Origin of the sequence: Ruminococcus sp. XPD3002 (assembly GCA_900119535.1) — a bacterium.
GTDB lineage: Bacteria > Bacillota > Clostridia > Oscillospirales > Ruminococcaceae > Ruminococcus > Ruminococcus flavefaciens_H.
In genome coordinates this window covers 1-19,385 of the sequence record FPJT01000011.1, presented here as the reverse complement: position 1 = coordinate 19,385, position 19,385 = coordinate 1, and the positions used below count along the sequence as shown (strand labels likewise).

The 19,385-nt window shown below is 38.5% G+C and carries 18 protein-coding genes; 5 read left to right on the top strand and 13 right to left on the bottom strand.

Annotation, left to right across the window (positions count from 1 at the left end; genetic code table 11):
* Positions 1 to 29 precede the first annotated feature (29 nt).
* The 5 genes from BT127_RS10760 to BT127_RS17205 all read right to left on the bottom strand — a co-directional run bounded on the left by BT127_RS10760 (position 30) and on the right by BT127_RS17205 (position 2,275).
* Positions 30 to 365: an Hpt domain-containing protein gene (locus BT127_RS10760; protein WP_075425005.1), complete on the bottom strand. Its 336-nt coding sequence runs from the start codon at positions 363 to 365 to the stop codon at positions 30 to 32.
* 27 nt (positions 366 to 392) lie between these two features.
* Entirely contained in the window at positions 393 to 749 is a 357-nt protein-coding gene (locus BT127_RS10755) for an Hpt domain-containing protein (RefSeq protein ID WP_318257227.1), read from the bottom strand.
* A gap of 13 nt (positions 750 to 762) precedes the next feature.
* Positions 763 to 1,512: a LytR/AlgR family response regulator transcription factor gene (locus tag BT127_RS10750; RefSeq protein WP_075425003.1), complete on the bottom strand. Its 750-nt coding sequence runs from the start codon at positions 1,510 to 1,512 to the stop codon at positions 763 to 765.
* A 27-nt stretch (positions 1,513 to 1,539) separates the two neighbouring features.
* The gene (locus tag BT127_RS10745; RefSeq protein WP_075425002.1) at positions 1,540 to 1,950 is read right to left on the bottom strand and encodes a sporulation initiation factor Spo0A C-terminal domain-containing protein; all 411 of its coding nucleotides are present in this window, start codon (positions 1,948 to 1,950) and stop codon (positions 1,540 to 1,542) included.
* 193 nt (positions 1,951 to 2,143) lie between these two features.
* The gene (locus BT127_RS17205; RefSeq protein WP_318257226.1) at positions 2,144 to 2,275 is read right to left on the bottom strand and encodes a hypothetical protein; all 132 of its coding nucleotides are present in this window, start codon (positions 2,273 to 2,275) and stop codon (positions 2,144 to 2,146) included.
* A 656-nt stretch (positions 2,276 to 2,931) separates the two neighbouring features.
* Here BT127_RS17205 and BT127_RS10740 point away from each other — a divergent pair.
* Positions 2,932 to 4,743, top strand: a complete 1,812-nt coding sequence (locus BT127_RS10740) for a leucine-rich repeat domain-containing protein (RefSeq protein WP_075425001.1) — start codon at positions 2,932 to 2,934, stop codon at positions 4,741 to 4,743.
* A 121-nt stretch (positions 4,744 to 4,864) separates the two neighbouring features.
* Here BT127_RS10740 and tnpC read toward each other — a convergent pair whose 3' ends face one another.
* The 7 genes from tnpC to BT127_RS10705 form a co-directional block, all read right to left on the bottom strand.
* Complete coding sequence (tnpC, locus tag BT127_RS10735) at positions 4,865 to 6,394, bottom strand: IS66 family transposase (RefSeq protein ID WP_075425000.1); 1,530 nt, start codon at positions 6,392 to 6,394, stop codon at positions 4,865 to 4,867.
* A 92-nt stretch (positions 6,395 to 6,486) separates the two neighbouring features.
* Positions 6,487 to 6,843: an IS66 family insertion sequence element accessory protein TnpB gene (gene tnpB, locus BT127_RS10730; RefSeq protein ID WP_075424999.1), complete on the bottom strand. Its 357-nt coding sequence runs from the start codon at positions 6,841 to 6,843 to the stop codon at positions 6,487 to 6,489.
* Positions 6,837 to 7,160 (bottom strand): IS66 family insertion sequence element accessory protein TnpA, encoded by a 324-nt coding sequence (tnpA, locus tag BT127_RS10725; RefSeq protein WP_318257225.1) that lies wholly within the window; start codon positions 7,158 to 7,160, stop codon positions 6,837 to 6,839. The genes tnpB and tnpA overlap by 7 nt, the downstream gene beginning before the upstream one ends.
* Before the next feature lie 482 nt (positions 7,161 to 7,642).
* Positions 7,643 to 10,774, bottom strand: coding sequence for a type I restriction endonuclease subunit R (locus BT127_RS10720; RefSeq protein ID WP_075424997.1), 3,132 nt, complete (start codon positions 10,772 to 10,774; stop codon positions 7,643 to 7,645).
* Between the two features lie 12 nt (positions 10,775 to 10,786).
* Positions 10,787 to 11,830, bottom strand: coding sequence for a RelA/SpoT domain-containing protein (locus BT127_RS10715; protein ID WP_075424996.1), 1,044 nt, complete (start codon positions 11,828 to 11,830; stop codon positions 10,787 to 10,789).
* Positions 11,827 to 13,008, bottom strand: a complete 1,182-nt coding sequence (locus BT127_RS10710) for a restriction endonuclease subunit S (protein ID WP_075424995.1) — start codon at positions 13,006 to 13,008, stop codon at positions 11,827 to 11,829. The genes BT127_RS10715 and BT127_RS10710 overlap by 4 nt, the downstream gene beginning before the upstream one ends.
* A complete protein-coding gene (locus tag BT127_RS10705) occupies positions 13,005 to 14,831 on the bottom strand; it encodes a type I restriction-modification system subunit M (protein ID WP_075424994.1) in 1,827 nt (608 codons plus the stop codon). The genes BT127_RS10710 and BT127_RS10705 overlap by 4 nt, the downstream gene beginning before the upstream one ends.
* Positions 14,832 to 15,335: 504 nt before the next feature.
* Between BT127_RS10705 and BT127_RS10700 the strand changes: the two genes are divergently transcribed.
* The 4 genes from BT127_RS10700 to BT127_RS10685 all read left to right on the top strand — a co-directional run bounded on the left by BT127_RS10700 (position 15,336) and on the right by BT127_RS10685 (position 18,905).
* A complete protein-coding gene (locus tag BT127_RS10700; RefSeq protein WP_075424993.1) occupies positions 15,336 to 16,184 on the top strand; it encodes a helix-turn-helix domain-containing protein in 849 nt (282 codons plus the stop codon).
* A 129-nt stretch (positions 16,185 to 16,313) separates the two neighbouring features.
* Positions 16,314 to 17,480: a nuclease-related domain-containing protein gene (locus BT127_RS10695; RefSeq protein ID WP_075424992.1), complete on the top strand. Its 1,167-nt coding sequence runs from the start codon at positions 16,314 to 16,316 to the stop codon at positions 17,478 to 17,480.
* 150 nt (positions 17,481 to 17,630) lie between these two features.
* Entirely contained in the window at positions 17,631 to 18,047 is a 417-nt protein-coding gene (locus tag BT127_RS10690; RefSeq protein WP_075424991.1) for a hypothetical protein, read from the top strand.
* A 180-nt stretch (positions 18,048 to 18,227) separates the two neighbouring features.
* Positions 18,228 to 18,905 carry a recombinase family protein gene (locus tag BT127_RS10685; protein ID WP_075424990.1) on the top strand — a complete coding sequence of 226 codons (678 nt, stop codon included), beginning with the start codon at positions 18,228 to 18,230 and terminating at the stop codon, positions 18,903 to 18,905.
* Between the two features lie 60 nt (positions 18,906 to 18,965).
* On the opposite strand, the gene BT127_RS16315 is transcribed toward BT127_RS10685, so the two are convergent.
* Positions 18,966 to 19,385: dockerin type I domain-containing protein (locus BT127_RS16315; protein ID WP_082335003.1), on the bottom strand; the 420-nt coding region annotated here is incomplete at its 5' end.

Sequence of the window (19,385 nt, the reverse complement as noted above, 5' to 3'; positions counted from 1 at the left end):
GAACCGTTCCCTCATAGCTTTATTGTTTATTACAATTCACACAGTCTTTCAAACTCATTTTTTAGCTTGTCCATAAGTTCAGTATATTCTGTATCTGTTCTGTTTCTCAGCAATTCAGTCATATCAGTTACAGGTACTGTCAAGGGCGTCAAAGATAGATTTGCATACACTCCTTTTAACGAGTGTGCTGTCTCAAAAGCCCCATCAAGGTCCTTCCTGATAAGCTGCTGCTCAAGCAAATAAATCATTGTATCTTCTGTAAGCTTACCAACAAGATTTGTGTAAAAATCCGCATTATTCAGGCATCTTGAAAGTCCATCATCAACATCTGCACCAAACTCACGGAGTTTTTCAATTGTTATCATATTATTTCTCCTTTACAGGGCTGATCATTATAATGCTCTCTCTTTACTATGTATATTATACCATAACTTATAGATACGCTCATATTCTTCCACGATCTGCTGACATAGTATGCCGGCTTTTTCACTTTCATTATTTTTCAGAACTCCGTGAAGCCCACATATATCAGAAGCTAAATGGTCAAATCCAAGAGTAGCAGTGACGCCCTTGAGAGTATGAGCGGTATTGATCGCTGACTGAAATTCATTATTGATGATCTGGTTTTTCAGATCTGCAATACTATTTTCACTGAAAAAAATTGTCAGGTATTTTTCTATTCTGTCAGAACTCAGAAGCCTGCTGAGTAACAGATCATAATTTTCACCTATTGCATTATAAAAATCCATAAGTTCCACAAAGTCACGCTCCCGCTATTTCAGCTAAATCACCCGTTAGCACAGCATTTGAATTGTATTCAAGATACATACGTCTAATATCCTTAATGCTCTTTTTTCTGACTAAAACTATTTCATCATTATCCATAACAAAATTTTCATTCATACTTCTTACATAATAAAGGTTAACAAGGAAGCTTCTGTGGCAGCGTAAAAAGCGCTTGTCATCAATATCGTTTTCCACCAGATCGAGGCGGGTATATACAGTATGTACCTTGCCGTCACTGCAATGGATCAGACATTTTGTATTCGAGCTTTCGATATATCTGATATTATCATAGGAAATATATTCTACGCTGCTTCGTTTCTTGACTATGATCGTATTTTTGCGTCTGCCTATGAGGATCCTGTCCATTACATTACAAAACTTCTCATAATTATGCGGCTTCAACAAATAACCTGCCGCATCTACGTCATAGCTTTCAACTGCATACTTATCAGAAGCAGTAAGAAAAACTATCTTCCCGTTATAGCCTCCTGAACGAAGTTTTTTTGCAACTTCGATGCCAAGAAGACTATTAAGGTATATGTCAAGAAAAATAATATCATATCGGTTACTTTCTTCTATATCATCTATCAGAGTAATTTCATTACAGTATTCTGTAACGTGATACAGAAAAGACTTGTCTTTAAAATAGCCATCTATCATTTCTGCAATTACAAATCTGTCAAAGGTGCTGTCGTCACAGACCGCTATTTCAAATACATCTTTCATTTCTTACTCCCTTACTGTAAATATTGTTCAAGACATTAATGCATACCGGTTCTTATTATTGATCATTCTGTACTTATCTGCTAATAGCCATATAAATTCACTTGAATAAGGCTTGCAGTCATCATAATATCCAAGAATAGCCTTAATGCCTTCTCTGTTCCTGTCCCACGCAGCTTCTATGGAATATCTGAGACCACGTTCGATTCTTTTAACGGACGAATCAAGTTCATCTGCAATCTGAGGATATAGCTCAGTTGTAAGCTTTACATTTATATTATTCGAGCGATTGATCTTTAATATGATATATAAAAGATAATTATATCCTGCTGTATTTCTTGGAATTCCAAGCTGATTGAGCAATGAGGCGATGATGTCCCTCTCGTTCATAACTTCCGTAAGCTTTTTTTCATTATTTTCTTCTACACATAAATTATACATTTTATACCTCCGTTTTAGATATAAATAAATTTTTCTGTAATAGTATAATAGCATATTTTTTGTCAGAAAAAGTAAAATTATGAAAAAAGATGATTTCATTATGAATTTCAAAAAATATTAATCTGATATTGTATCTTATAAACCACAAAATTATTATAATATTATTGTATCATAATCCTGCAGTATTTTCAAGTTAAATTTTGTTTATAAATTTATTTTCCTCTTCCAGTGCTACAGATCTCCATTGAAAGTATTGGTCAAATAAAGCACGATGGCCATCTTCAGGCGAATGCTTCAGCATGTCATTTATTTCGCTTTCGCTCATCCCCTAACTCCTTTCATATTTTATTGAGCATGTTCAGTATTTTTTTATACTGACATTCTCTAAAACAGATCTGCTTTCACTTAATACATACAAATCAAGTGTTGAAGTTGTTACACGTTTTTTTAAAAAAAATTTTAGATTGCGTTTCTTTTATGAATTATTGATTTTCACCGGAAGCCGAACTTTAGTATGATGCTAAAAAACCGAGCAGTCATCAAGGACGAATAAGTATTCCTGCTGATGAACTAACTTTTTTTTAAACAACGATGTTTTGATGTATTCTCATTTGATATACATACTACCACAGATATATTTTATCATTGCAATTACCGGAAGTCAATTACGGAAGCCAAACACACTTTTCGAGGTATTGATATAGCATTAGTTAGGTATGACAATTCATGTTTATAGAAACAGCCATTTTCATCTTACTCCTTGAAAAATGCAACTTACCGCCATAAAAATACATCTTACCTTAAAAACGTTGACTTTCGGATTACAATGTGCTACAATCTCAGCATAATAATTATTACATCTAACGAATCAATTTTTGATACAAATTCTTATAATTAATGCATTTCATCCGTTTTTGCAGATGTGCACACTGCTTTCAGACGAAATATATATATCAAAATCTATTACAACAGGAGAAAATTATGAATACTAAAAAAACACTTTCATTACTGCTTGCTGTAGGGATAACAGTAAGCGCTGCATACGCTGTTCCGGTCATCCCAGGCGTTGATCAGTCAATTTGCTCTATCGTAGCAGAAGCAACCACTCCAAAAGCTTCAGGAAAAATTACAGAGATAAAGTATGAATACAATTCAAAATCCACCCTTTACTTCCTCCAGGATCCATCAGACAATCATCTGGAGGTATGCGGAAGTATGCTCAAGGAAAATAATTCATGGGTTGAGATACCGTCAACAGTAGAAGTCGGTGGTATTGATCGTCCGGTGACGGCTATAAGCCATCATGCCTTTCAGGATCAGACAAATCTCTCAAATATTGTTATCGGAGATCTCCCGATAGGAGGTGCAGCATTCTACAACTGCACAAATCTTGTCTGTGTATATGGTACACCTGACTTTATTGGTGACAGTGCGTTTACTAACTGTGTCTCACTTCAAAATGCAGGTATAGCAGCATCTGCTTCACATATCGGCTCCCACGCATTCTGGGGTTGTTCGGGTATGCAGACCATAGTACTTCACAATGTAAGCGATATGGGAACAGCAGCATTTTACGACTGCACAGGTTCTGATAGGATAGACATATCTTCTGCGCCTATAACTTCTCTGCCCGATTTTGCATTCTATAATTGTTCAAGTGCAACCAGAGTGAATCTTCCTGACGGACTGGCTTCCATAGGAGTACATTCGTTCAGCAACTGTGATTCGCTGGATAAGATCTTCATACCGGATTCCGTTACAAATATCGGACTTGGTGCATTCTATGAATGTGATATGCTCAAAACAGTTCTGATGTCTGAGAATATCATATCGATTGGTGATTATGCATTCTATTGCTGTCCTCAGATGAAGGTATTTGTAAGCAAGAATCCAAACGCAAGTATAGGTTATTATGCTCTTGGCTATCATCTTGAAAATTCTCATCTGTTGAAGAATAATGATTTCGTAATCTGGAGCACAGGTTCCGGAAGAGTGAAGAATTATGCAAACAATTATGGACTGACATTCCATAATATCAATGAAGCTGCTTCACTTGCTTCTGATCGTTATTTGGATTATGAGTGGAGAAAGTCAAATACTATAGCAGCCTGGTCACATGGCGGCCGGTTATATTTTAATGAACAGCACCTTCCTTATGAAAACGGACATTTTAACAAACTTAATAACGGAATATGTTCCGGAATGGCTGCTGTGAGCGTATTGACATCCTCTAATAAGTTACAGGTATCAGATTATGCTCCGGGATATGACAAATTAAGTGACATAAATGGAACAATCAGTATGCCTGATGATGTGATTTCGTACGTAACTACTGTATTCAGCAATATAAACAGGTCTTCTTTCGATTATGAAACAGATATCAGCACACACAGATTAAGTGAAGAAATGATGCGATATGCTGAGTATATCACCTATGGAGAGGATGCAGCAGTTTTTATTGTTGAAAAATATAAAGACACCAATGGTCCTCATGCCACGGTATGCTTCGGTATGGAATACAGAGAAAATGCAGCGGATAAGAATGATGCCTGCTGGGATGGTTGGGATGCAAGACTGCTGATCTATAATGTAAACGAACTAACGCACAATAAAAATGATTATGTATATATAAATCTCACTGACGGAAGCTGGTATTCTGAACTCAATTTAAAGAATGACGGAAATGTATCTGATTGTAATCTTATGATGCAATACAAATATGAAAACATTGTCAACACAAAAAAATATAATATGACAGTTGATGAATTCTTTGAAGCAATAAAGAACCAGTAATAATATAAACCTCCACGATGCAGGCAGCCGTATTGGCTGCCTGCTCTCTTCTTTGGTAAGTGTAAACCGCCGATACATAGTATCAAAGAAACAGGCTCACCTCGGTGAGCCTGTCTGTATATCATGTATTGAATGGAAGGAGAATTGTTCCTGCCGGATGTGAGAACAGCTCTGTCAGATACTTCTCTGTGTTCAGCCCGTTAGCCTGTGCCGTTGCAACGATTGAATACAGCGCTGCGCTTGCTTTCGCACCGTTCGCCGTATTGCTGTGCATCCAGTTCTTTCTGCCCACAGCAAAGGGCCTTATGGCATTTTCGGCACGGTTATTGTCTATGGGAACATTCCCGTTTTCCAGAAACGTGTATAGATACGGCTTTTCATTCAGCGCATAGGCTACTGCCTTGGCAAGAGCACTCTTTCCGCTGACATGAAGCGTTTCAAGCCACGCAAAGAAAGCATCGAGCAAAGGCTTTACCTTCGCCAGACGCTGCTCATATCTTTCCTCAGCCGTCATGTCTGACAGCAGGTTTTCTTCATGGTATATCCGCTCAAAGTATCTGACCGCTTCTGCTGCAACCGACCTTTCCTGTGCGGACTTATCCTTCGGCAGTGCATTGACGAAATAACGGCGAACATGAGTCATGCAACCACAGTGTTTTACGCCTTTCACCACATGATAGCCGTTGTATCCGTCACGCACCAGATAACCGTCAAAGCCCTTCAGGAAGGCCTGTGCATTTTCGCCTTTCCGGGTGGGCTTGTAGTCGAAAATGACAATGCTGCGGTCATTCAGTTTCCCATTGCAGTATACCCACATCTTCGACTCGGCAGTCGCTTTCCTGCCTTCCTCATGCAGCACCTGTATGCGTGTCTCGTCTGCGTGGATTACTTCTCCGGCAAGCAGCATCCTGTGCATTTCCTCCACTATCGGCATACACCACTTTTCAGCTGCTGCACCTACCCAGTTTGACATTGTAGCTTTCAGCAACGGGATATGCTTTGAGGCAAGGTCCTTTTCCTGCCGGTGCAGCGGAACTGCTTTCGCATACTTCTCGTATACGATATGTGCAAGCAGCTCAGGCGAGCAGAAACTTCCGGGTATCATGGGCTTCGGGTACTCAGCGCGTCGGATATTGCAGCGCTCAATTTCATCGGAATGAACTGCATCATTCTCAGGCTTTTCGCCGCACTCGGGGCATTTGTAGGTATATACGATATGCCTGCGGATATGATAATTCGCGGGAGTGTAGACAAGCTCGTCATAAGTCTTTTCCTTGCCTATCTCCTTCATCTCCGCACCGCAGCTCTCGCATACAGGATGCTCTTCCTGATGCTTGACTTCCTCAATAGCCAGTGTTTCCATCCAGTCATCGTGAGTACGCTTTGTTCTGCGTTTATGCTCAGGGACTGTGACTGTTTCAGGCTTTGGCTGTACCTGAGACTTCTGTTCTTCCGGAAACAGAGAGAGCTGCAAGGCATCCATGATAACGGAGGCCTGTTCAGTTCTGCGGCCGAATATCTGCTTTTTCAGCCATGAAAGCTGATCCTGTGCAAATGCAAGTTCTTCTTCAAGTATGGCAACTCTTGAGCGGAGCGCAGAAATTTCCTGTGCTATTGACAGATCATTTTTTACTGCATTCTGCTCAGACATACTGCTTCCTCCGTTCCTGAAACTATACATATATTATACCACAAAACAAGCGAAAAAGCAAGAAAAATAGGCAAATTCTCCTTGCTTTCGGTTCAATAGATCATGCCTGTTTTACCGTCTTTGATCGCCTTAGGCTGATCGATCTTCAGACCTTCAAGCAGCCATCTTGTCTGCTGAGGTGTCAGCAGTTTTGCCTCAATTTCATTGCGTGGCCATTGGAACTGTCCGTTGTCCAGCCGCTTGTAGACCAATAGAAATCCGTCTCCTTCCCAAAGAAGACCTTTGATACGGTCACGGCGTCTGCCGCAGAACAGGAAGAGTGCGCTGCTGAACGGATCGAGTCTGAGCTGCCCCTGTATTATCATGGCAAGGCCGTCAATGGAACGCCGCAGATCGGTGTAGCCGGTGACGAGGTAGACTTGCTGATTTGAAGAAATATCGTTCAGCATAGGGCTTTCACCAGTGCGAGGAGAGTTTCGGGATCGATGTCTGACGGCAGTGAGATCTGAAGATCATTTTTACCTATGTGGATCTCTGACTGACGCTGCTGCGAAACATTCAGCGGAACTATCGTCGGAGCTTCAATGAACTGCTCACGGATCTTTTTCAGCCGGCAGTAGAATGTGTTCGGCTTGATGCCGTTCTCTTCACACCACTGCTTTATGGTCAGACCACTCGCTTGCTGTGTTTTGATCAGTTCCGACCATTCCTGCAGGCGTACTGCCTGTCTGATCGTTGCGATCTCTGTTGTTTTATTCTGCATCATGCTACCTCCCGTGTCTAAATAACTCCAATTTACTACATGGAGTTTTTTGGAGTTTTTTGGAATCTCCAATTTACTCCATCAAGTTTCTTGGAGTTTATTATACATCATTGGACAGCGGGAGGGAAGACGCGGGATATTTTACTCTTACGATAGAAAAACTCTTTACCATTCCGCTATACCCTTCAATTACAGACTACCATAATTCTTCTACTATGTCATTGATTTTTTCAGGCAGATCCTTGATCTGTCTTTTCGTCGTGCCATTTTGCAAAAAGTAATAGCAGGAGTATGTTCGCTTATATCACAAACATACTCCTGTTCCTTTATCGTATTCGGTTAGCTTAATGACATTACCTTTATAGGAGAGGTTTGCTTTATTATTCGTTGACTTTCACAATACACAATAATTTACGTTATTATGAAAAATAATAAAAAGAAAGTGTAAAATTATTGAGCATACATCCACATTTTCTTCAAGACATTTATGCAATATTATATCTTGTGAAGAGGTACTCGTAAATTTTCTGCCTGTAAACTGATATACTAACTTCATCATAGCTTTCAGGGAGTTCAGCCCACAATGTATCTCTTATAAGATTATCAACCTCTGCTTTTGTCTCCTGCTTATCCGTCCAATGATCAAGCTCAGCAATTTTAGCTTTGGCTTTATACAGAAGTTTAACAGCTACCTCCTTAATTTTCTTGATATCATTCGGCGATAGATTCTCTTTGAACAGCATATCAAACATGGATAATTCTTCATCACTTGTAAACCCTTCACGAACATAACGTTGTTCTTCTTTATTTAGACTGCTTGCAAAGTTCATTAAGTCCATGAATGTCTTTTCAATTTTAGTACGATCTTGTTCACTGTTATAATCGGCTATTATTTGCTGATAACGTTCATAATAGTCTATTCTGTTAGGATTTCCGAATACCATTTGATTGAGCTTTAACATTATCACATCTTCAAGGTCTTTCATCACAAGATTCTTATGCTTGACTTTCGCAAACTCTCTGATAAGCAGCTCAAAATTGATCTTACTTATATCAAACTGACGGTTAGATTCTGTTATATTCGGATTAGCATTTACAGCTACATACTGATTGATAATATTATTGATCTCTATCATCAGATCAGTTGTATCAGTATGCTTACGCTTTTTCTGTATTTCAGAATATATAGCAGCTATAGCTTCATATTCCTTCCTTGTATCGCCGGTTATGTCCGATCTATCGGTATATTTTATAAGACGACTTATTTCTGAAGCGTATGTAGTAAATGTTTTCCGATCTTCAATACTTCCGCACACTATGTCAGATGCATCTCTCAGAAACTGCATTTTCTTGAAGCCTGTCGCATCTATAAGACTTCGTACTTCAAAATCTCTTTCCTTGAAGTACTGCTTTACTTTTCCGATTGTCTCTAGTATTCGCTGTATAAGCTTTTCCTTATCTATTGTAGGATCGTCACCGCCCTTACCATTATTAGCAGTGTAGTCAGCAAGAGCTTTTCTTAGCGCTTTTACGATACCAATGTAATCAATAATAAGTCCATTGCTTTTACCAGCATTCACACGATTAGCACGGGCGATAGTCTGCATAAGAGTATGAGCTTTCAGCGGCTTGTCCAGATACAGGCATGACAGGCACTTGACGTCAAATCCTGTCAGCCACATTGCACAGACAAAAACAACCCTAAGCGGATTCTCAGAATCTTTAAACTCTTTATCAAGCTCACGCTTTTCCATTTTTGTACGGTGAGTTTTTATATCAAGCTTCCACTTATCAAAGGTCTGTATTTCATTCTGCTCCTGACTGATAACAACAGCCATTTCTGTTTCCTGCATCCATTTGATCTTGCGTTCAAGCTCCTGTGCTTCCTGCTGTGTTGCAGTTTTCAGTGCAGAAGCAAGGCTTTCTATTTCTTTTTTCCAGTATTCCTGAACATAGTCATACATACGAACACAGGTAACCTTATTCAGGCAAACGAACATTGCCTTACCGCTTGTCCATAGATCAGAGTAATGTTTTACAAAATCTTTAGCTATGGAGCGCAGCCTCGGCTCAGCTGTAAGCAGGTGTATCTCCTTCGCAAACTCCGCTTCAAGCTTATCCTGGTGGTCAGGATCAATGTCCGCATTTTCGATAGCGTCAAGTATCTTATCTGTAATATCAGGATTGCGAAGGTCTTCGATCTTCTCACCTCTGTTTTCATAGTACAGCGGAACAGTTGCGCCGTCCTCAACAGCACGTTTAAAGTCATAGATAGAGATATATCCGCCGAACGTTCTTGCTGTTATATTATCACTTGACAACAGCGGAGTACCTGTGAATCCGATCCTTGAAGCTGTAGGGAGCAGTTTTATCATATTGTCAGCATATACTCCGTACTGACTACGGTGCGCTTCGTCTGACATGATGATTATATCATGGTCTGGATATATAGGCTTAACATCAGGCTTGTTGAACTTCTGTATCAGAGTGAAAACAAAGCTAGGATTCTTCTCCAGCTTTCTGACAAGATCATCTCCACTTGAAGCGATAAACTGTGAAGCCTTTGTCTTGCCGAGAAGTCCGCAGTTCTCGAAAGTATCGCTTATCTGTCTGTTAAGGTCGTCACGGTCGGTTAGTATTACTATTGTCGGAGAGCCTTCAAACTTGCGGCGAATCTTCTGTGAAAGGAACAGCATGGAGTAGCTCTTGCCGCTGCCCTGAGTGTGCCAGAAAACACCGAGCTTTCCGTCATTCAGCTTTCTCTCAGAATAAGCCTTTACGGCCTCGTTTACGCCGAGATATTGATGATTCCTTGCAAGAATCTTTGCGGTATGTCCGCCCGAATGATCATAGAGTATGAAGTTTTCAAGCAGGTCAATGAAGTTCTCTTTTTTGCAGATACCTCTCAGCATTGTTTCAAGCTCGACGCTGCCCTGATCGTCCTCTGCAAGGCGTTTCCATTCGTGAAAAAACTCATACTTGCTTTCGAGAGTTCCTACCTTAGCCTGCATACCGTTTGACAGCATGAGAAAAGCGTTATAGTAGAACAGCTGCGGTATCGTTGAGAGGTAGTCTGTATAGTTATCATAGTAGGCGTTCTGAACGTCTACATCGGTTCTTTTCAGTTCTATGAACAGAAGCGGAATGCCGTTTACAAATCCGACAATATCCGTTCTGCGGCGGTAGAGATCGCCGTGTATTTTCAGTTCCTTGACAGCGAGGAAATGATTCTTGCAAGGCTCATTGAAGTTTATGACCTTAGCCTTTTTAGTTTCAGTTCTGCCGTCGGGACGTTTCACGGTCACAGGGATTCCGTCACGGATATATCCGTACTTCTCCTCGTTTATCTGGATAAGCGAGGCAGTAGACATATGCTCAGTCATGAGCTTTTCTGCCTCAGTTATCTGAGTATCTGTTATCCACGGGTTGAGGTCTTTCAGAGCAGCACGAAAATACCGCATCAGCAGTATTTCTTTATATGAAGTTCTGCCGAGTGTGCCGTCAACGCCGAGTTTCTCTTCGTTATAGGCAAAAACAACGTTCCAGCCCAGTTCGTCACGGAGAAGATCTCCTGCTGCGCCCTGTACAAGTATGTTTTCGGAATAATCGTAGCTCATAAGTTCACCTTCTTATTGTAAATAGGATTTAATAATATTTACAAATTCGTTTATATCTGAAAAATAATTAGGATATGCTGATCTAAGTGTTTCAAATGAAGAAACACGAACAAGTACAGCATCCATTTGCGCTTCGTTTTTGTGCCTTTCAAGTTTATTATATAATTCATTTGCAGATTCAAATTCACTTGCTAAAAATGGTTTTATTGATAATCTATGAGTTTCATAGTTCAATATTAAAATGTAATATGACGTCTTCTTTTTAATTTTTTGATAATCTACAGCAACCTTTATTCCACTTAAAAAATCCAGATAATTATGTTTTGCATTTAGACTTTCTATTTCTGATACTATTTCGTCTATGTCATTTATAGTATTTGGTACAATATTTTGTTTTTCTTTAATTGCAAATAAAGATGATGCTAATACAAAAAAACGTTTTACATCTTCATCTCCTTGTCCTGATTTTATAGCATTTTTAGTAAATAGCCCCATTGTCTCGACTGCGGTAGCCCATAAATGCTGAAGGTGAGTACGAAATTGAATTTCAATCAACATATTCCTATTGTATGTATCTGTTGTGTCACTATGATATTCATAAACATAATGAACACTTCTGTATCCGGATGATTTTGGATTTTCAATGTAATCATATTTTTCTTTTAGTATGTGCCTTTTTTTGGAAGCTTCATATTTAGCTGCATATTTATATACATCTTCAATAGTTGGAACAATAAAACGACATCCACCAAGATCTTGCATTGTCCACAAACTCATATTTGTCTCTCTTCGTAGTTTGCTTAATATTGAATCCAATCTTTTCAAACGTTCTGCAACAATAATTTCTTTGTTACTTTCTCCCATTCTTCGTAAATGCATATATATAACATGCAAGGGATAGGCGTGTGCAGCACGCCAATTATCTATTATAGTGATAGCATTTGCCTTTTCATCTACAGAAATGTCGTCTTTTCTAATTGTTTTACCAGCCTTTATTATTTGAGAACGTGAATATTCAACTTTTTTCCATTTTGGTTGATCAATAAAACCATTCATTTTAAAACCTCCAATTCTCCGCTCATCAGCTTAGGCAGAAGGCGGTCACGGGCTTCTTTAAGCAACTTGTTTTGGTTCATTAATAATTGACGTTTATCAAATATTGATTGTAAGTATATGTAAAGATTTTGTGGCGGTACAAGCAAAGAAATTGTGTCAATATGTTTCTTGCCGAGATGAGCGACAGTTGCACCAACAACCGTTTTTTCAAAATATTTTATAGGTTCATAAATTGCCCATAATAAATATCCATTCATCTCAGGAATAATAGGTTTTATTTTGCAAGTTCGTTGAACCAAATAAGCTGTATCGTCTGCCCAAGAATTAATGTGAAATTCGCCGTCCATACCAACGACGATATCTCCATTATAAACAAGATACTGTTCGTCTGCCGTTTCTGTTGTATAATCATTTGTAGATGAAGAAGGAATGTTTCTGATCCTTATAATCGGCATTCCTTTCTTTTCTGAATTAAATAAAGAACCGTTAAAAGCATAACCGTACTGTACATTGGCAATATCAATCAACTTTTTACGTTCCCACCCCTCCGGCACACCGTCAACGATCTTTGTCTCCTCCCAGCCGGGAAAGTGCAGATCGACGAACCACTCTTTATAGAGCCTTTGAGCCGCTTCTTCAAGGAGCTTTATCTGCTTCTGATTGTTTTCGATAAGGTCATCGTAGGCGGAGAGGATTGAGGCTATGCGGCGTTGGGTTTCGAGTGGTGGATATGAAATATCAATCATTGCAAGCTTGGATAGCGACATGAAACCTTGCGCTACCCCACCTCGTATAGACTGTATTTGTGCGTCAAAATAATCGGATTTCATGAAATAATACAGATAATCAGGAGATATCTTTTCATTGCATCTAAATATGGCAACACTACTTGATATTCCAATTGTTTCTTTTTTTACTTTATATACACCGCCAATACTGCCAATAATGCTATATAAAATGTCATTTTCTAATGGTTTTGTAAGTGCATTTGAATTACTTTTGAAATGTTTAGTGTATGTTTCCTCGCTTATGTAGTCAAGAGTTGAATAATCAATACCGTTTTTTGTAATATTTTTTGCTGTCAAGTACGGTATTCCTTCTTTTTGACGTTTTAATGAAGCGTGAGCACCATCTCCTATTTTACAAACATCACTAATTTTTGATTTCTCCCAATTCATACCCCCAACTCCTCCATATTCTTCGATATGGTTTCCATAAGGGAGTTGGACTCAGCCTGCAAAGCAAGCAGCTCCTTGTGTATCTCAGCCATACGCTCCGTAAAGTCAACACCGTCGTCCTCCACAGGAGCAACACCAACATAAGCACCGGGAGTCAGCGACCAGCCTTTTTCCTTTATATCGCTGATCGTTGCCGCCTTGCAAAGCCCCTCTATGTCCTTGTATTCGCCCTCACCAAACTTTTCATACAGCCAGAGTGCCTCTTTAGCGAGTATCTTTCTTGCATCATTTTCAGATAGCTTTTCATCACATTCTGCCTGTAGCGTCTTCTTTGTATTGCGGTCTGCTAACTCAAGCAAGGTTTTATAGTGCTTCTGAATATGCTTGTGCAGATAATCGCATTCCTTGATAATTTCTTCAAATTCGGAGTTTTTATCAATTTCGAGAGCGTTTCTGTACTCAGCCAGCAGATTCTTGTACTTTTCGGTTTCACCACGGTGCAGCCATACGATAGCATTAAGGTTTTTCAGCTGCCATTCGCTCCACTCGTTGAGAGTGCGATCAACTACGGTATAGTAGTTTCTTGCGTCAATGAACAACACTTTGTCCCTGATGTTTTCATTCTTCGACTTGTCAAAGAACCACAGCGAACACGGCAGAGACTTGGTATAGAAAAAGTTATTGCCGACCGAGATCATAACATCAACGTCGCCTGTTTTTACAAGCTGTTCACGGATATCCTTGTCCCTGCTTTGACTGTCCGTAGCCGAAGAAGCCATAACAAAACCGGCTCTGCCTGTTTCATTGAGATAGGAGTAGAAGTAGGAGATCCACAAGTAGTTTGCGTTGCCAACTTCCTTGCTCTTATTAACGCTGGGCAGTCCAAACGGCAGACGACCTGCATTCTCACAGGATTCAGCCTTGACCTTGTCCACATTAAAAGGAGGATTCGCCATGACGTAATCGCACTTACCATTGAGGTTGTGTGCATCATGGTAGAAAGTGTTTGCCTCATCGCCCGACTTGATAACACCTGTCAGACCGTGTACAGCCATATTCATAAGACAGAGCTGAGCGTTATACTCCACCTTTTCCTGTCCATAGAACGTCATAGCACTGTTAGCGTGCATACCTGCGGCATTTACGAAGTCGCCGCTCTGAATGAACATACCGCCGCTTCCGCAGGCAGGATCAAGCAGTGTTCCGCTTTTCGGCTCTATGATATTGACTATCATCTTAACGAGGGACTTAGGAGTAAAGAACACTCCGTCGTCCTGAGCGATGTTCTTTGCAAATTTATTCAGGAAATACTCGTAGATACGACCAACGATATCTCCGTCTATATCATCGAGAGCGCTGTTATTGAAAATTCTGAGCAGTTCTGAGAGAAGCTCGTCCGAGAATATAGTATAATCCTTAGGCAGAACACCTGTGAGCTGTTCGCTCTGCTCCTCAACAAGCTGCATAGCATTATTTACTACTTCACCGAGACTGTTCATGGTATGACCGGAGCGGTTTTTGAGTTCAGCTGCAGCTATATTCTCAGGCAGATTAACGAGATACTTATACTGAGCTTCTTCGGGCAGGAAGAGGGCGCTCTTTGCCGCAAAGTCGCTTGCTTCAACAGGCATAACACGTCCGCCACGCTTAGGGCGATCTTTCAGTATCTCTGCTTCAACCATTTTGAAGCGGCTGTAAGCATATCTGAGAAAGATCAGTCCCAGTACGGGCATACAGTACTGATTCGATGTAAGTTTTGAGCCTGCACGAAGCAGATCAGCCGATTCCCACAGCTCTGCTTCAAGTTTTCTTATATTTATCATAACGTTCTCCTAAAAATGCTTATATTTATTTTATTATAACACATTTAATGGAATTAAGCAATAGTTCTTGACAAATATGCACATTACAGCGCGTGTCTAATATATGCCATTGCTGGACGAAAAAGCTTTAAACTGTCTTCATAGATTTCTTTTTTCTATTACTACCAAATTACTTTACAACGATTACTTATAATACCACGCTCCGTCATTAAACGGAGCTTTTTTGATTAACTATCATTCAAGATATACGTATTGTTACCTTATTATTTATGCTAAAATATTTGTAGATCTCAATCAAAGAAATATTCTATTGAGTTCGTGTTCGTGAATATATGCGAACATTTTTGTTTTATCTGCCAATTTTTACGCAGCACAATTGTAGAATATGACGATTTTTCTAGAAAGCATTGACATTTCTGCAATATTGTAGTATTATAAAAGCGAACAAAACACGAACAAATTACGCACCGTATTAACGAACAAATTATAATGAAAGGAATTATTATGAAATTATCAGAACGTTTAGTAAAATTGAGAGAACTCAGAGGCATGACTCAAAATACATTGGCCAAAAAAGCAAATATTTCTACACGTGCTATACAGTATTATGAAAATGGAGAGCGTCAGCCTAAAGGAGAAAATTTACTAAAACTTGCAAACGCACTTAATATTCCTAAATCAGTATTATTATCTGATGAAGCCTTTTTCGTTTTTTCAGAAAATAATGATTCATCAGAAATTAGAAACATAGTTTTACATAATAAAGTTAGAAACAATGAGAAAAATAAAAAAGCTCTAGCTATTGGAGGTTCTGCAGCTCTTTGGGGTTCTGTTCCTTTGATGCTGTTGAATCCTATAGCCTATTCTGTTGCTGCAGGAGGCGCATTAGGTTTGGGCTTGATAGGAGGAATCCTAGGTATATCCAATTCTTCCAATAAAGCTCAATTACATAGCAGTATAAAGTTAATATATAAAGAATTATCAAGAATAGAGGCACATGTAGTTATACTAAATGACAAGATAGATTCTTTTCGTGAGAAATATGAGCGATTAGCGGATATAACGCAGCAGAATGATGCTGAAATAGATGAATATAAGCAATTTATCGAGATTAGCAGATTATTGTCAGTATATCAAGAATATCGTTCACTGTTAAAGCAAAAGGGAAAATATTGCTCACTTTTAGTAAGAGAAGTTGAATCAAATTCTGGCAAAAACAATGAGATTGTAAATGAAATTCTTGAAGAAATAAATAATATCGAAATAAAGGAGCGTGAATATACTGAAAAAATTATGAACATTCAAAATGAAAAAAACGAATCCAAATTCATTTCTGAAGATAAAAATGAATGATATTCACAATAATCAAAACAAAAACCAAAGGAGGAATTACGACAAAACCTTTTAAAAAGTCATTTCTTGGTTGTGAAGTAACCTATTTACAGAATAAACCTGTCGCTTAAACATGAGGGAGGAATAAAAATGAAATATGAAAAAAGGGTAAATGAAATACTTTCTCAAATAACTGCTTTTTCTAATGTCAGTTACACAAAAAGAGAGGTTTTGTCCGAATCACTTAAATTACAGAAAGAATTAGCAGATCTTGTATTCAATAATGGGCGTGAAATCACTGAAAAAGAGGGAGTTAACAAAGGAATCAGCTCTGATAAATCGGATACATATAATAATCCCAACAATAAGTATGAAAAAAATTATCTGCAAGCAATTTTTGACGAACTAGATGAGGACGATAAAAGATATTGGCATATCATAGATGAAATACGTAACCGTTATAGTAGGTGCAATAGTATTCCATATCATGAATTTAAAAAAGTTGAAAAAGGGTTTAAAGACATAATCAACGATACTCGTGGTTTGATTTCAGGAATCAGAGGAGAAGAAATATGTCATCAAGCTCTGAATGATATTAGTTGTCAACATGAAGTTCTTTATAATGTCGAACTCGAATATGACGGAATTCGAAAGGAGATCGATGCTATTGTAATTACTAATAATTGTATCTTTTTGATTGAGGTAAAAAATAGTAAAAAAAATGTATTCATTGATGAAAAAGGAAACTTCATCAGAAACGGAAAAAACTTACATTGCGATGGGAACATTGCTAGAAAAATTGATGAACGTGAAATGCTTCTTAGAAAAGCTCTTGAAAAGACAGGATTAAGTGATTTGAAAATATTTAAAATTCTTGCATTTTCAAATCAAGGCATAGATGTGGAAAACAAATATCGTTATATTAAGGTCTGTTCATGTAAAGTGCTTCCTTATTTCATTGATAAGTTTACAAGTGATCGTTGGTATACACATGACGATATAAATGCTATGATGGCTGCAATTACCGAAGCAAGGTGTTCAGAAGAATATAGAATGTCGATCAATATGGATGAGTTTAAGAAAGATTTTGCAAATCTGTTAGTTCTGCTTGAAAATCCTGAGGAGACTAAAAGTGAAACCAAAATAGCAAAAACTGGGGATAAAGCGATAGGAAAGAATCGCGATAGTGTTACTCATATAGATAGAGTTAACAAGAATAAAAAAGCGGTAGCATCTGTTATAGGAGTTGCCTTTGCAAGTGCTGCGTTTGATGGTTTAAGATTTGCACTCGGAAAGCGAATTGCATTGAGGAATTAATATGAAGGAGAGTTTTAACACACTTATATAATTCATATCAAGTACGGATTATGAATGGGTTTGCTTTTCTTTTCATAGGAAACAGAAGTCACACACGAACTTTGATGACTGTAATTCTAGTTGTCTAAAACTAAGGAGGGCTAAATTAGTATGAACGAACAGAAGAAAAATGAAATGACATGGTGGGAGCGTAATAAGCATAAGGTTTTCATTATCAGTGGTGGTGTCGCAACAGTTGGTGTAGGTGTTCTTGTTTTTAAGAACAAGGATACACTTATATCACTTATAAAAAACGGCAAAGAGCTTTCAAGCAATATTTCTCAGATTGCTGATCCTTCTATTATCAAAACAGCTTCTGAATTAACCACAGTTGTGGATACGGAAACAATCACTGTCAGCAAGTCGCTAAACAATGGCTTGCCATTTGAAGTAAAAGGAGGTATACGTAACCTTTCTAAGGGCCATCCCTCTGCCGAAAAGATTGCACAGGCAGCAGCGCTTGGAATTGAGCTTGGAGAGCATCAGACTATTGTTGACTCATATATGAAAAATTTAGTCCAAAGTTGATACAATTATCATCAGAGTTAAACTAAATAAAAAATGTGCTATTATAGCACATTTCCAATACCAAATCTTACGTATATCTAATAAGTACCAAAACTGTTGCCTTCCATACAAAAATGAGTTATGATATAAAGTACCAAAAGCAGCGATCGTCAGTTTTAATACTAAAAGGGAGTGATTCACATGATCTACGGTTACTGTAGAATCTCAACTATCAAACAAAGTCTCATCAGACAGGAAAGAAATATTCATTTTTCTTTTCCGAATGCAGTAATTTTCAAAGAAACTTTCACAGGTACATCCTCAGCCCGTCCAATTTGGAAAAGACTGAACAACAAACTCAAAAGCGGTGATATTGTTGTGTTTGACAGCGTTAGCCGTATGAGCCGTAATGCTACAGAGGGTATTGAACTATATATGCAGCTCTTTGACAAAGGAATAGAACTTGTGTTCTTGAAAGAACCTCATGTGAATACAAGCACATATAAACAAGCTCTCAGTAGTGGAATTGAGCTTGTAGGAAATGACATAGCTGATATCTATATTACAGCAACAAATAAAGTCCTTCGGTTGCTTGCTGCTCGTCAGATTGAACTTGCTTTTGAACAATCAGAGAAAGAAGTATCCGATCTTCGTCAAAGAACAAAAGAAGGGATTGAAACAGCTCGGCTCAATGGAAAACAGATTGGTGGTACAAAAGGTAAACGTCTGAATATAAAAAAAGAAGCTCCTGCAAAGGAACTTATAAAAAAGCATTCCAAATCTTTCGGCGGCACTCTCTCTGATCAGGAGTGCATAAAACTTGCCAATATCAGCAGAAATACGTATTATAAGTATAAGAAAGAGCTTAAATCTGAATAAATTGTGCTATAATAGCCAAAATCTCCCTGACAACAATAAATTGTCAGGGAGATTTTTTCCTCATTTACCGTTTTGCTTCATATATTCTTTGAACACTAAATCACCGCCTGTTGAAAGGTAAGAGTAGTATTGCAGTATAGTTGTAGCATCTGAGGAATCTATCTTTCCGTCGCCGTTTACGTCTGCGGCTTTCTGCTGACTCTCTGTCAGCTGCATCTTTTCACCTGTTGACAGCAAAGAGTAGTTAACGAGGACAAGTGTAGCATCGTTTGCATCTATTTTGCCGTCGCTGTTAAGGTCGCCTGACTCTGTTGCATTATCTTCGGGAGCGGCGCCGAGGGACTCGAATTTGTAGTTGTATTTCTCTGCATAGGCTTGCGCTGTAGAATTATCGTAGCCACGAATAACACCACTATATTCAGCTGGAGAGGTGGAATAATAATTTTCAACATTTGAAATAGTACGATCACTATCAAAAAA

Bases quoted from the DNA above. Each gene is read 5' to 3' on its own strand.
- BT127_RS10760 (WP_075425005.1), bottom strand. From the start codon at position 365: ATGATAACAATTGAAAAACTCCGTGAGTTTGGTGCAGATGTTGATGAT.
- BT127_RS10755 (WP_318257227.1), bottom strand. From the start codon at position 749: ATGGATTTTTATAATGCAATAGGTGAAAATTATGATCTGTTACTCAGC.
- BT127_RS10750 (WP_075425003.1), bottom strand. From the start codon at position 1,512: ATGAAAGATGTATTTGAAATAGCGGTCTGTGACGACAGCACCTTTGAC.
- BT127_RS10745 (WP_075425002.1), bottom strand. From the start codon at position 1,950: ATGTATAATTTATGTGTAGAAGAAAATAATGAAAAAAAGCTTACGGAA.
- BT127_RS17205 (WP_318257226.1), bottom strand. From the start codon at position 2,275: ATGAGCGAAAGCGAAATAAATGACATGCTGAAGCATTCGCCTGAAGAT.
- BT127_RS10740 (WP_075425001.1), top strand. From the start codon at position 2,932: ATGAATACTAAAAAAACACTTTCATTACTGCTTGCTGTAGGGATAACA.
- tnpC (WP_075425000.1), bottom strand. From the start codon at position 6,394: ATGTCTGAGCAGAATGCAGTAAAAAATGATCTGTCAATAGCACAGGAA.
- tnpB (WP_075424999.1), bottom strand. From the start codon at position 6,843: ATGCTGAACGATATTTCTTCAAATCAGCAAGTCTACCTCGTCACCGGC.
- tnpA (WP_318257225.1), bottom strand. From the start codon at position 7,160: ATGATGCAGAATAAAACAACAGAGATCGCAACGATCAGACAGGCAGTA.
- BT127_RS10720 (WP_075424997.1), bottom strand. From the start codon at position 10,774: ATGAGCTACGATTATTCCGAAAACATACTTGTACAGGGCGCAGCAGGA.
- BT127_RS10715 (WP_075424996.1), bottom strand. From the start codon at position 11,830: ATGAATGGTTTTATTGATCAACCAAAATGGAAAAAAGTTGAATATTCA.
- BT127_RS10710 (WP_075424995.1), bottom strand. From the start codon at position 13,008: ATGAATTGGGAGAAATCAAAAATTAGTGATGTTTGTAAAATAGGAGAT.
- BT127_RS10705 (WP_075424994.1), bottom strand. From the start codon at position 14,831: ATGATAAATATAAGAAAACTTGAAGCAGAGCTGTGGGAATCGGCTGAT.
- BT127_RS10700 (WP_075424993.1), top strand. From the start codon at position 15,336: ATGAAATTATCAGAACGTTTAGTAAAATTGAGAGAACTCAGAGGCATG.
- BT127_RS10695 (WP_075424992.1), top strand. From the start codon at position 16,314: ATGAAATATGAAAAAAGGGTAAATGAAATACTTTCTCAAATAACTGCT.
- BT127_RS10690 (WP_075424991.1), top strand. From the start codon at position 17,631: ATGAACGAACAGAAGAAAAATGAAATGACATGGTGGGAGCGTAATAAG.
- BT127_RS10685 (WP_075424990.1), top strand. From the start codon at position 18,228: ATGATCTACGGTTACTGTAGAATCTCAACTATCAAACAAAGTCTCATC.